The organism is Corynebacterium mucifaciens (assembly GCF_012396315.1).
Lineage (GTDB): Bacteria > Actinomycetota > Actinomycetes > Mycobacteriales > Mycobacteriaceae > Corynebacterium > Corynebacterium mucifaciens.
In genome coordinates this window covers 213,326-224,443 of the sequence record NZ_JAAXPF010000001.1, presented here as the reverse complement: position 1 = coordinate 224,443, position 11,118 = coordinate 213,326, and the positions used below count along the sequence as shown (strand labels likewise).

12 protein-coding genes are annotated in these 11,118 nt (G+C 66.6%); 8 read left to right on the top strand and 4 right to left on the bottom strand.

Annotated elements, in window-relative coordinates; all coding sequences use genetic code 11:
• Nucleotides 1-13: 13 nt before the first annotated feature.
• Nucleotides 14-370, bottom strand: coding sequence for a DUF2218 domain-containing protein (locus HF989_RS01125; RefSeq protein WP_168683525.1), 357 nt, complete (start codon nucleotides 368-370; stop codon nucleotides 14-16).
• Between the two features lie 113 nt (nucleotides 371-483).
• On the opposite strand from HF989_RS01125, the gene HF989_RS01120 reads away from it, so the two are divergent.
• From HF989_RS01120 to HF989_RS01095, 6 genes are all read left to right on the top strand, one after another.
• Nucleotides 484-1,392: a DUF808 domain-containing protein gene (locus HF989_RS01120; RefSeq protein WP_168683524.1), complete on the top strand. Its 909-nt coding sequence runs from the start codon at nucleotides 484-486 to the stop codon at nucleotides 1,390-1,392.
• Nucleotides 1,393-1,413: 21 nt separating this feature from the next.
• Nucleotides 1,414-2,460: a hypothetical protein gene (locus tag HF989_RS01115; protein WP_168683523.1), complete on the top strand. Its 1,047-nt coding sequence runs from the start codon at nucleotides 1,414-1,416 to the stop codon at nucleotides 2,458-2,460.
• Between the two features lie 53 nt (nucleotides 2,461-2,513).
• The gene (locus tag HF989_RS01110) at nucleotides 2,514-2,933 is read left to right on the top strand and encodes a cupin domain-containing protein (RefSeq protein WP_168683522.1); all 420 of its coding nucleotides are present in this window, start codon (nucleotides 2,514-2,516) and stop codon (nucleotides 2,931-2,933) included.
• 139 nt (nucleotides 2,934-3,072) lie between these two features.
• A complete protein-coding gene (locus tag HF989_RS01105; protein WP_168683521.1) occupies nucleotides 3,073-4,506 on the top strand; it encodes a DUF4185 domain-containing protein in 1,434 nt (477 codons plus the stop codon).
• Nucleotides 4,507-4,552: 46 nt separating this feature from the next.
• A complete protein-coding gene (locus tag HF989_RS01100; protein WP_343033505.1) occupies nucleotides 4,553-5,998 on the top strand; it encodes a DHA2 family efflux MFS transporter permease subunit in 1,446 nt (481 codons plus the stop codon).
• Between the two features lie 9 nt (nucleotides 5,999-6,007).
• Nucleotides 6,008-6,745: a fused MFS/spermidine synthase gene (locus HF989_RS01095; RefSeq protein ID WP_168683520.1), complete on the top strand. Its 738-nt coding sequence runs from the start codon at nucleotides 6,008-6,010 to the stop codon at nucleotides 6,743-6,745.
• On the opposite strand, the gene HF989_RS01090 is transcribed toward HF989_RS01095, so the two are convergent.
• A complete protein-coding gene (locus HF989_RS01090) occupies nucleotides 6,742-7,266 on the bottom strand; it encodes a 2'-5' RNA ligase (protein WP_168683519.1) in 525 nt (174 codons plus the stop codon). The two genes, HF989_RS01095 and HF989_RS01090, sit on opposite strands and share 4 nt — an antisense overlap.
• 35 nt (nucleotides 7,267-7,301) lie before the next feature.
• Between HF989_RS01090 and HF989_RS01085 the strand changes: the two genes are divergently transcribed.
• Nucleotides 7,302-7,505, top strand: coding sequence for a hypothetical protein (locus HF989_RS01085; RefSeq protein ID WP_168683518.1), 204 nt, complete (start codon nucleotides 7,302-7,304; stop codon nucleotides 7,503-7,505).
• A gap of 3 nt (nucleotides 7,506-7,508) precedes the next feature.
• Here HF989_RS01085 and HF989_RS01080 read toward each other — a convergent pair whose 3' ends face one another.
• Nucleotides 7,509-9,785, bottom strand: coding sequence for an ATP-dependent DNA ligase (locus HF989_RS01080; protein ID WP_168683517.1), 2,277 nt, complete (start codon nucleotides 9,783-9,785; stop codon nucleotides 7,509-7,511).
• Between the two features lie 35 nt (nucleotides 9,786-9,820).
• On the opposite strand from HF989_RS01080, the gene ku reads away from it, so the two are divergent.
• Nucleotides 9,821-10,633: a non-homologous end joining protein Ku gene (gene ku / locus HF989_RS01075; RefSeq protein ID WP_168683516.1), complete on the top strand. Its 813-nt coding sequence runs from the start codon at nucleotides 9,821-9,823 to the stop codon at nucleotides 10,631-10,633.
• Nucleotides 10,634-10,645: 12 nt separating this feature from the next.
• Here the strand turns inward: ku and HF989_RS10920 are convergent, their stop codons facing one another.
• On the bottom strand, nucleotides 10,646-10,969 hold the full coding sequence (locus HF989_RS10920) for a DUF3072 domain-containing protein (RefSeq protein WP_168683515.1): 324 nt from the start codon (nucleotides 10,967-10,969) through the stop codon (nucleotides 10,646-10,648).
• Nucleotides 10,970-11,118: the final 149 nt, after the last annotated feature.

The window sequence follows — 11,118 nt, the reverse complement described above, 5'->3', positions numbered from 1 at the left end:
GGAAGATGCTACATCATCGGCTGGGCGTGTCCGGCTCGGAGGCTGTGAAGGATTGCCCCGGTCCGTTGTCGCGCTGCCACTGCACCACAAGCCCGTCTCGGGCACCGAAGCGCACGAGGTGCGAACCGACGACACGCTCAAATCGCTCGACCGCGTCGCTGGTGCCGTCGATACGCATGTGCAGCACGCCCTCTCCGGCAGAGAGGGTGCACCGGGCGCCCTCGATCCCGTCGTGCGCCTGGAAGTTGATGGCCCCCTCGCGGTCGGCATCGTTCCATTCTGCCTCAACCTTCCTGCTGAAGTGGGAGGCGAGCTGCTTGCCGTATCGCTCAGGGCGGGTCGTTGTCACGTTGGCCTGAGATGTCTGCATGCGATGGACCCTAGCAAAAGTTAGGCACACCTCAATCGGCGCGGGCAAGACGCATCCGGCAAGTTCCGTATACTGACTGAGTTACTCTTGTATCAAACCCACGAGGAGAACCCATGGCCGGTGGCCTACTCGCGCTACTCGACGACGTCGCCCTCATCGCCCGCCAAGCCGCCGCGAGCGTTGACGACATCGCCGGCATGACCGCAAAAACTTCTTCGAAGGCCGCCGGCGTGGTCATTGACGACGCCGCGGTGACCCCGCAATACGTCTCAGGCGTCACCCCGTCGCGCGAACTGCCGATGATCTGGCGCATCACCAAAGGGTCGCTGCGTAACAAGCTCGTCTTCATCCTCCCCATCGCGCTGCTGCTTAACGCGTTTGCGCCGTGGGCGCTGACCCCCATCCTCATGCTGGGCGGCACCTACCTCGTCTTTGAGGGCGCGGAGAAGATCGTGCACAAGCTGTCCTCGGATAGCGACGAGCAAGCGGAACAGGCCGCGAACAAGTCCGAGCAGGACGAGGACAACCTGGTCAACAGCGCGATCCGCACCGACCTGATCCTGTCTGCGGAAATCATGATCATCGCGCTCGACGAGGTCAAAGATCAGCCCGTCTGGATGGAGGCCGCGGTGCTGATCGCGGTGGGCATCTTCCTCACCGTCGCGGTGTACGGCGCCGTGGCGCTGCTGGTGAAGATCGACGACATCGGCCGCGGCATGATTGAGCGCGGCAACGCGCCCAAGCTGGGCAGGGGCTTGGTGAAAGCGATGCCCTACGTGCTCAGCGCCATCGGCGTCATCGGCACCATCGCCATGCTGTGGGTCGGCGGCCACCTCATCGTGAGGGGACTGGACGAGGTTGTGGGCTGGCACTGGCCGCACGAAATCATTGCCAAGGGCCAGGAGGCCGTCGGTGGCGGCGCGCTCGGCTGGATGGTGGAGACGGGAATCTCCATGATTGTGGGGTTGATCGTGGGCTTCATCGTCCTCGGCGTAGTGCAGCTGGTGAAGAAGCTGCGTTAGCAGCTGCTTACAATTCGCCCTATGGCAGCCAAGCAGTATCCCCTCGCTCCGTCCACGTGGGGCGCCGGCGTGGAAGTCCCCGTGGACCACGTCTCGCAGGCCGCCCTTTTCGCGGATCTCGCCGGGCTGCGGGGCACCATCTACGTCGACGTGGTGCTGGAGGCCAACCCCCTGAACCGCTCGTGGCGCGTGCGCCGCGGCGGCACCGGCGACCTGCCTGGCCCGGTGCTCGGTGAGATCGCACCCGAGTGGCGCTCCCACTTCCCCGACGTTGAGCGCGTCCACTCCTCGTTTCTGCAGCCGACCACCGTAGCGGCGGTGCAACTGGACCGCGAAGCCGAGCGCTTCGACGTCCGCGTGGTCTTGCCCGAGCCGCAGCTCGCCGTTCCCCGCAACAACGCCCCCGAAGCGGCTGCCGTGCTGCGCCCCGGGGACATGCTGGTCCTGGACACCTCAGTGGGCGAGTTCAGCGCCGCCGAGCTCGAGGCATGCTCCCCCGGCCAGTGGTTTGTGGGGCTCGTGCCTCTCGACGGCGCTACGCTGGCCACCCTCGGCGGGCGCGTCCTGGGCGCGATAGCCGGGGACGACGCTGTTGCAGCCCGCTCCTGGTTCGACGGGATCGCACCGGGTGGTCTGTGGGCCCGCGCAGTCATTTTGAACGGCATGGCCGCCTTGGACGCTGCCGGCCCGGACGAGGGCACCGAACGAGTCCCCGCGTTAGCCGTGGCGCCCGCGCGCCGCTCGGAGCCGTGGCAGCTCATCGAGTTCCCCAGCGGGGACTGGGGTGTGACGGTCGAGCGCGACTTTGCCACCGACCCGGACGACGAGGTCAAGCCGCGGCACACCGCCCGCTACGTGTCGCTGCACGGCAACGGGCGCCCGGAGGCGCTGGGTGCGCCGACCGAGATGTTCGGCCGTGTCGACGAGCTGGCGGAACCGCTGCAGCGGCCCGCACTGACGCCGGTGGCGGCGCAGCACGCCGACGGGGGTTACCTCACCGAGGTTGAAAAGGTGCAGCTCAGGCGGAAGCATCGGGGGCGGAAGCGGGGCGGACGCCACCGTCGATAAGCAAAAGCCCCTAGGCTCGGTGGTGGACCAACCCCATCGACCGAGGAGGCGTTATGGCTGACAACGGACCGAACCCGTACGTAGTGGACATTGAGCGCGCGACGCTCGACAACGAGGCGTTCCGCGACACGCTGTGGACCGGCAAGAACCTGCAGCTGACCGTGATGACTATTCCGGCCGGCGGCGAGATCGGCGCCGAAATCCACGACGACCACGACCAGTTCCTCCGCCTGGAAGAAGGCGAGCTGCGCGCGAAGATCGGCCCGTCCGAGGACGAGCTGGACGTCGACGAGGTCATCACCGCGGACTGGGCGGCGTTCGTGCCGGCCGGCAAGTGGCACAACTTTGTCAACGAGTCCGACGCGCCAGCGAAGCTGTATTCCATCTACGCCCCGCCGGAGCACGAGCCGGGCACCCGCCACGAAACGAAGGCTGACGCGGACAACGACCCGCACGAGACTGACGGCGTGTAACACCTGCGATTCGCTTTCGGCCCGGGAACGATGCCCCGTTCCCGGGCCTTTCCTATTGCCGGTCACGCCATGTGGCAGGTGCTACAGTGCTCGCTGGCTTGCACCTGCCGCACCACTACTGACCTCGAAGGCGACCGCCATGCGCACCCCATCCATTCCATCTTCGCCCGTTGGCGCTGGCATCGCCGGCGCACTTATGCTTACCGCGGCCTCTGTTCCTGCGGCGCACGCGCAAACGGATCCGAGCCCCTGGCCCCTGTCGTCTGTGGGTACGCCAGCGACAAAGGCCGCGGCAACACCCTGGGTGCCAGAGGAACCGCCGTCAAAGCACGCGTCCGACCCAGTGCGGCTGTCAAACGGCGTCACCGTCCAGATCATGGACGATGTCCTCGGTCCGTACTCCGCGCACACCGGCTTCCGCTCGGGCGACCTCGGCGCCATGGCGCCGATCAACAACGACGGCGAGTTCGCGATGATCTTCGGGGACTCGTTCCGCGGCGACTTCGGCGACGGATGGATGAGCCCGGTCGGCGTGGTGGCTTCGATGAGCGACGACGGCTTTCTCACCGTGGACCGGCCGATCGATGGCACCTCGCAGGTCAACAGCATGATGTCCTACGACCGGGTGAATAGCAAAACACTAATCCCCTCCGACGTGATCAATATCGACGGGGTGCTCTACATGCACGGCACGTGGCACGAACCATTCGGCACCGTGACCTCAGCCCAGGTGTGGCGGTCCTACGACCAGGGCAAGACGTGGAAGGCAATCGGTCGCATTCCGGGCAACGACCACAACGGGATGACGCAGCTGCTCAGCTGGGACAAGGGCCCGGACGGCTACGTCTATGCCGTGTCCACCAAGTTCGGGCGCGACTCGCCCGTGTACATGTTCCGCTTCAAACCTGAACACATTGCCACGCCAGGCAACTGGGAGAGCTACAGCTCGCAGGGCTGGGGCACCGACGCCGAGCCGATCCTGGCTGAGAAGGTCAAGGCCGGCGAGCTCAACTTGCGCTACATTGACGGCCACTGGGTGCTGGTGATGTTTAACCTGGCCACCGAGGCGGTGGAGGTGCGGATCTCCGACAAACTGGAGACCGATTGGGAGCAGGTTTCTGTCGCCACAATCGCGAAGAACGGGCCGTGGGCGGACCCGCAGACCCCGATGAACTGGTCCCAGCCATACGGCGGTTACATCGTGCCCGGCTCGCACCTGGACAACATGGACGTCGTCATCTCCCAGTGGAATACCGGCGACAACAGCCGTTATATGTCTACGCAGTTCAACGTGAAAGGCCTGGATGAGCTGTACGACATCGACGTGGATCAGGTCCGCCAGGACATCGAGGTCACGGTGCTGGACCCGGAGACCGCCCAGAGGCTTGCGGCAGAAGACGCCGCGAGCGAGACCAACACGGCAGGAGGTGCGGCAGGGGGCGCGGCGGGCGGCCTTGCCAGCGCGCTGGCGTTCGTGGTCAGCGCGCTGGCGGTCCTCGGTGCCGTCGGGCTCGCGGCGCTGCCCCTGTTCCGCGACATGCTGCCGCCACAGATCCAGGCATTGCTCCCGTAATAGCCCCTCCCTAGCACTGTCGTTGAAGCGCAGTATCATTTCCCCGGTGCAGCAAACTTCAACGCGCTCGCCGTGGCCAGCCCTCTGGTCGATGATGCTGGGCTTTTTCATGATTTTGGTGGATTCCACCATCGTCTCGGTGGCCATCCCCGCCATTTCTGAGGGGCTGGGCGCCTCGTACAACGAGGTTATCTGGGTCAACTCCGCCTACCTCTTGGCGTACGCGGTGCCTCTGCTGATCACAGGGCGCCTCGGTGACCGCTTCGGCCCCCGCACGATCTACCTCATCGGGTTGGCCCTCTTTACCGCTTCGTCGCTCGCGTGCGGCCTGGCCAGCTCCTCCACCGCGCTCATTACCGCGCGTGCCTTCCAGGGGCTGGGCGGGGCGATGGTCACCCCGCAGACGATGTCGGTGATGATCCGCACGTTCTCCCCGAAGGAGCGCGGCGGCGCCATGGGTGTCTGGGGTGCCACTGCCGGCCTCGCCACGGTCACCGGCCCGCTGTTGGGCGGCGTGCTTGTCGACGCCTCCGGGTGGCCCTGGATCTTCTTTGTCAACGTGCCCGTCGGTGTCCTCGGCCTGATCTTGGCCTGGATCTATGTGCCGCGTTTGGAGAAGACGAACCGCCACTTCGACTGGGTTGGTGTTGTTCTGAGCTCGGTGAGCATGTTCTGCCTCGTCTTCGGCATCCAGGAGGCGCAGCATTTCGGCTGGGATTGGCGCGTGTGGGCCCTGCTGGTGGTCGGCGCCGTCACCATGGCGTTGTTCTTCCGCTGGCAATCGCGGCAGGGCGACCGTGCGCTCGTGCCGGTGGCCCTGTTCTATGACCGCAACTTCTCGCTCGCCGGCGCCACCATTTCCACCGTGGGGTTTGCTATTTCCACCTACATCATCCCGTGGATGATCTACGTGCAGACGGTGCAGGGCTTCTCCCCCACCAAAGCTGCGCTGCTCGTGCTGCCGTCTGGCCTGATCTCCGGGTTCCTCTCCCCGTACATTGGCAAGCTGACCAACACGCATGACCCGAAGCCCTTCGCCATTGCCGGGCTCACGCTCGCGGCGGTATCCATGGCCGCTTCCGCGTTGATCACCACTCCGGATGTGGACCCGCAGTGGATGTACGCCGTCTCGGCCCTCTACGGCGTGGCCAACTCTATGATGTGGGGCCCGCTTTCCATGATTGCCACACGCAACCTGGACCCGCGGCTCGCCGGCGCGGGCTCGAGCGTGTACAACACCACCCGCCAGATCGGCGCCGTGATCGGCTCGGCGGCCATCGCTGCGATGATGTCGTCCCAGCTGGCCGCAAAGCTCGGCGGCGATGCCGGTGAGATGGCCACCGCCGGTCAGACCACCGGCGTGCTACCCGCCCCGCTGCACGAGCCCTTCGCCCAGGCGATGAGCAATTCGATCTGGCTGCCCAGCGCCGTGATTGCGGCGGGCGCCGTCGCGGCCTGCTTCTTTGCCAAGACGAAGTCCTGGAGCGACTAAGGGTTCACCGTGTCCCGCACCCGGAAACCCCGCGCCCCGAAACGGCGCATCGAGGGCACCTACTCCATCGACACCGGCACCGCGGCCATCGTCGCGGACCCCGACCGCGACGGAGCGTTCGTGCTTGAGGTGAACCGGGTGCCGTCCTCCTACGTGGTGCCCGGCGCGCCCGAGGTGCTGGAGTACGAGTACATGCAGTGGATCGCAGAGTTCATCGCGGCCGCTGAGCTGGCGCAGCCGTTCACCGCGGTGCACCTGGGCGCGGCCGGGTGCGCGCTGCCGAGCTACGTCCACCACCGGTGGGGCAGCCACAACATCGCCGTGGAGTTGGACCGTGGGCTGGCGCGCCTCGTGCGCGACACCTTCGACCCACCGGTGGAGATCGCCGTGGCCGAAGCCCGCGCGTTCACGCACGCGCTTGCGCCCGGTTCTGTGGACGTGATTGTCCGCGACGTCTTCGCGGGCCCGGACACGCCCCGCCCGCTCACCACCGTGGAATTCTTCCGCGCCGCGCACCGGGCGCTGTCCCCCGGCGGGTTGTTCGTGGCCAACATCGGGGACCGCGAAGGTCTACCGCGCAGCCGCGCCGAGCTCGCCGGGCTGCAACAGGTGTTTTCGCACACCGCCGCGATATTCGCCGGCCGCGGCTACGGCAACGTCGTCGTCGCGGCCTCCGACCGCCCGCTCCGCACAGGGTCGCAGCTGCCTCTCGACGCCGCTTCGCCCCTGCACGACCGAGCCGTTTAAAGCACCAACTCGGTGCCCAAGCTCGGCTGGTAGAACGCCGCCGAGGCGGCCATGAGCTCGGTCAGGTGCGGGGACGTGACCTCCGCAAGTGCCGCGATATAGTCCGGCACAACCGCCTTGGGCAGCCGCAGGCCCATGGTTACGTGCGGGACCCAGCGCTCCCCGCGCCCTTCCGGGTTGGATGCGCTGACGGCGCGCGCAGCCCGCTCAAGGTCCTCCGGCACCTCGAGCAACCAGGCCACCGTCTGTTTGGACTTCGTGCCAAAGACGACCACGCCCGACCGGCGCAGGGTGGCGGGCAACAGCGGCGGCAGAAGGTCCGCGGCCGCCGCAATCGCGCGGCGGTGCATTGCCGGGGCGAAGGTGACGGAGATGTGCGGGCGCTGGTGCTGGGGCGGGAAGCCCCGCTGAGCGAGCGCCGCGTAGATCTCCCGGACAGTCTGCTCCTGGGCTTCGGGCAAGCGCAGCAGAATGTTCTCGGGCGACACCGGATCGAGCGTACCCGGCTTTGGGCGTACCATCGTGGCAATACGCTATCGACGAAAGGAAGCGACCCATGCAGAACGACCCCGCGAAGCCCGGCTACACCACCCAGGGCAGCACGAACAAGCCGGTCGACCACGACGACGACCAGTTTGCGCAGGACACCGGCTCCGCACTCGGCTACGGCGAGGAGGCGGAGAACTCCACCGAGGAGGCGCAGCTGGAGTACAACGTCTCCGAGCGCGACGAGGCGGAAGATCCAACACTGGAGGATTAGCAGCTAGACCTCCCAGCGCACCTCGCTGGGATCTTTCTCCTCGCGCCAGCCTCGCCACGAGGCCTGGCGCACTTTTTTCTCCGCGGTGGCCCCTGCGAGCCGCACTTCCGCCACGTACTTCGGCGTGACCCACCATGCGTCGCGCGCATCCTCGGCGGGCACGTCCACTGGCGGCGTCGCGCGCTGGATGCGGCGCAGCTTCGCCCCGATGTCGGCGAGCTGCGCGTTGGAAAAGCCCGTGCCCACGCGGCCGGCGTAGCGCAGCTCGCCTTCGTCGTCGGGCACCGCGACGAGCAGGGATGCGATGTCGCGCTTGCCCGTGCGCACGCCGACAACCACCACCTCTTGGTGCAGTGCCCGTTTGATCTTCAACCACGCGCTGCTGCGCTCCCCCGGCGCGTACGCCGAGTCGGTGCGTTTGGCCACCACTCCCTCCAGCCCCAGCTCTTCGGCGGCGCGCCACGCGTGGTCGAAGCTGCCGGTGTACGCGGGCGGGATCACCACGTGCTCGGTGTCGCCCATTTGGTCCAGCAGCTCGCGCCGGGTGGACCACGGCTCCGCGGTCAGGTCGCGGTCCCCCAGGCGGAGGAGATCGAAGACCATGTACCGCAGGTGCGCTCGCGCGCCGTTGCGGTCGGCCTTATGCAGCAGCGAGAAGTCGGGCCGTCCGTCGGGCCCGAGGGCGACCAGTTCGCCGTCGACGCAGCCGCCGTCGGCAAGCATCTGCGTAAGCTCGCTCGCGTGCGGGAAGAGGTGGGTGTAGTCCTTGCCGCCGCGGCTGACTAGGCGGACGTTGCGGCCGACGTCCGCGAGGATCCGGTAGCCGTCCCACTTCATTTCGAACGCGAACGTGGCGCCCTCGTGTTGGCCGAGCGTGATGTCGCCGCGTGTGGCCATGGTGGGAAGCATGGGAGCAAGCGGGCGCGCGGGCAAAGGCTGGTCGCGCATGAGCTTGAGCAGCCAGTTCTTTCCTTCGGTGCGAATGAGCGCGTAGCGGCGCGGGATGCCGCCCAGGCCCCCATCGCCGCGGCCGTGCAGCACGACGATGATCTCGTTTGCGCGCCACTTTTCAACCTCGCACGTGCCGATGTCCCAGATTTTCACCGTGCCGGCGCCGTACTGGCCCTTCGGGATGGTGCCTTCGAATTCGGCGTACTCAATCGGGTGGTCCTCGGTCTGCACGGCGAGGCGGTTCTTGTCGGGCTCCAGCGGCGGACCCTTCGGCACGGCCCAGGAGACGAGCACGCCGTCGTGCTCCAGCCGGAAATCCCAGTGCAGGTGCGAGGCGTCGTGCTCTCCGATGACGAAGATGGGTTCGCCCTCGCGTGGCTGCGGCGCGGCGTCGGGCACCGGCTCGCCGGTCTTACGCTTGTCGCGCATGGAGCGGTACGTGGCCAGCTTGTCGTCCCGGTGGGTACCGAGGTCCGCCATCGGATCGAGCCCGTCCGCGACCCGTTCCATGACCTCCTCGAACTCGAGTTGGCGCACCTGCGGGTCTTCAATTTCGTCCCACCTCCGGGGCGCGGCGACGGTGGGCCGCTGCCGCCCCCGCAGCGAGTACGGGCAGATGGTGGTCTTCTTCCCGTTGTTTTGGCTCCAGTCCAAAAAGACTTTCCCTTTGCGCCGCGCTTTCGACATGTCGGCGGTCACCCGGTCTGGGTGGGTGCGCTCAAGATGCTGCGCCAGCGTCTTTGCCACCTTGGACACGGCGTCTGCCTCGCTTGCCCCGTCTAGGCCCGCGTAGAGGTGAATGCCCTTGGACCCGGACGTCACCGGGACGCAGGTCAGTCCCATGTCCTCGAGGATCTCGCGGCACCACAGTGCTACCTCGGCGGTGTCGCGCAGCTCTACGCCAGGCCCGGGGTCGAGGTCCAGCACCAGCCGGTCCGGGTTGCGGGGTGCCCCGTCCTCGCCGAAGCGCCACTGCGGGGTGTGCAGCTCTAGGGCGGCGACTTGGGCCAGCCAGGCGAGGGTGGCGGAGCCGTCGATAAGCGGGTACGCGTTGACGCTCGTGGTGTGCTGGATGGTGCCGGTGGCTATCCACTCGGGCGCGGAATCTTCGAGGTCTTTGCGGAAGAAGCTTTGCTTCTCGACGCCTTCGGGCCACCGCTTCCGGGTCACCGGCCGCCGCCACACCTGCGCGACTAGCGGGTCGGCGACGGCCTGGTAGTACCGCATCACGTCGGCCTTGGTCATGCCCGTCGCCGGGTAAAGCACCTTGTCGAGGTTGCTCACTGTGAGCTCGCGGCCGCCGACGCGGACCTTCTGGTCGTTCGCCATGGTCCCACTGTAGATGCGTGCGTAGAGTGTGGCCCATGCGCGCAACTTGGTCCGGCTCTGTCACCTTCGGCCTCGTCAACGTCCCCGTGAAGGCCTACGGGGCCACCGAGGACCACGACCTGTCGTTCCACCAAGTCCACGACAAGGACGGTGGACGCATCCGCTACGAGCGGCGCTGCGAGGTGTGCGGAGAAAAAGTGGAGTACAAGCACATCGCCAAGGCCTTCGAGGAGGACGGCGACACAGTCGTGCTCACCGACGACGACTTCGACTCCCTGCCCGAGGCGGACAACGACGAAATTGAGGTCGTGCAGTTCGTGCCCGCGGACCAGATTGATCCGCTCATGCTGGAAAAGTCCTACTACCTCGCACCGGAAGGCAAGACACCGAAGTCGTACCTGCTGCTGCGACAGACACTGCAGGATTCGGACCTGATCGCGGTGGTGCGCTTTGCGCTGCGGCAAAAGACCCGGTTGGGGGTGCTTCGCGTAGTAAACAAGGTCATCGTGCTGCAGGGGCTGATGTGGGCCGACGAGGTGCGGGAGCTCGACTTCGCCGGCGAGTTCAAGGGCACAAAGTCCCGGGCGAAGATCGGCGAAAAGGAGCTGAAGCTGTCGAAGCAACTGGTGGAGTCCTACGCCTCCGACTTCACACCGGAAGAGTTCGAGGACGACTACCAGGCGGAGCTTCGCAAACTCATCGACGCCAAATTCGAAGAGGGCGACACGCTCGACACCGACGCCACCTTCGGCGAGCAACCGGATGACGACGATGCAGACGACGACAACGTGGTCGACCTCATGGCCGCGCTGAAGGCGTCGTTGGACAAGCGCGGCAAGAGCGCCTAGCCGGCGGAGTGCTTAGTTGCCGGTGAGCTTTTTCAGCCGGTCGATGTGCTCGGAGGCCTGGGCCTTGGTCAAGTTCGCAGGGATCTGTTCCCCCGCCTGCTTGGCCAGCGAGTCAATGTAGGACTTCTGCGCCTCGGTGGCAGGGTCGTCCCCGGAGACCCAGTCGGACGGGTCTTTTTCCAGGTTGCCGTCCTGGGCGTCGCCGGTCGCGCCGAGCATTTCCTGCCCGTCGCCTTGCGGGGCCTGCTCGTTGACGGGCGGCGCTTGGTCGTACTCCGGGTCGAACGGTGGCTCCTGCGCAACCTGGTTGCGGGGATCATTCTCTGGAGTGGTCATGGTTTCCTCCTATTGTGTCGGCGTCCGCGTCGGCGTCCGCATGGACGTCCGCGAGCGCGGGACGCGAAAGTGACGCCATCGTACCCAAAAACCGGGGCCACCCTTCGGCCGATACGCGCTGCGTGCGACGTGGTCCCTCCACCCCCACC

Coding starts and splice junctions, on each gene's coding strand:
- HF989_RS01110 (WP_168683522.1), top strand. CDS start 2,514: ATGGCTGACAACGGACCGAACCCGTACGTAGTGGACATTGAGCGCGCG.
- HF989_RS01080 (WP_168683517.1), bottom strand. CDS start 9,785: ATGGCGAACGACCAGAAGGTCCGCGTCGGCGGCCGCGAGCTCACAGTG.
- HF989_RS01085 (WP_168683518.1), top strand. CDS start 7,302: ATGCAGAACGACCCCGCGAAGCCCGGCTACACCACCCAGGGCAGCACG.
- HF989_RS01115 (WP_168683523.1), top strand. CDS start 1,414: ATGGCAGCCAAGCAGTATCCCCTCGCTCCGTCCACGTGGGGCGCCGGC.
- HF989_RS01090 (WP_168683519.1), bottom strand. CDS start 7,266: ATGGTACGCCCAAAGCCGGGTACGCTCGATCCGGTGTCGCCCGAGAAC.
- HF989_RS10920 (WP_168683515.1), bottom strand. CDS start 10,969: ATGACCACTCCAGAGAATGATCCCCGCAACCAGGTTGCGCAGGAGCCA.
- ku (WP_168683516.1), top strand. CDS start 9,821: ATGCGCGCAACTTGGTCCGGCTCTGTCACCTTCGGCCTCGTCAACGTC.
- HF989_RS01120 (WP_168683524.1), top strand. CDS start 484: ATGGCCGGTGGCCTACTCGCGCTACTCGACGACGTCGCCCTCATCGCC.
- HF989_RS01105 (WP_168683521.1), top strand. CDS start 3,073: ATGCGCACCCCATCCATTCCATCTTCGCCCGTTGGCGCTGGCATCGCC.
- HF989_RS01125 (WP_168683525.1), bottom strand. CDS start 370: ATGCAGACATCTCAGGCCAACGTGACAACGACCCGCCCTGAGCGATAC.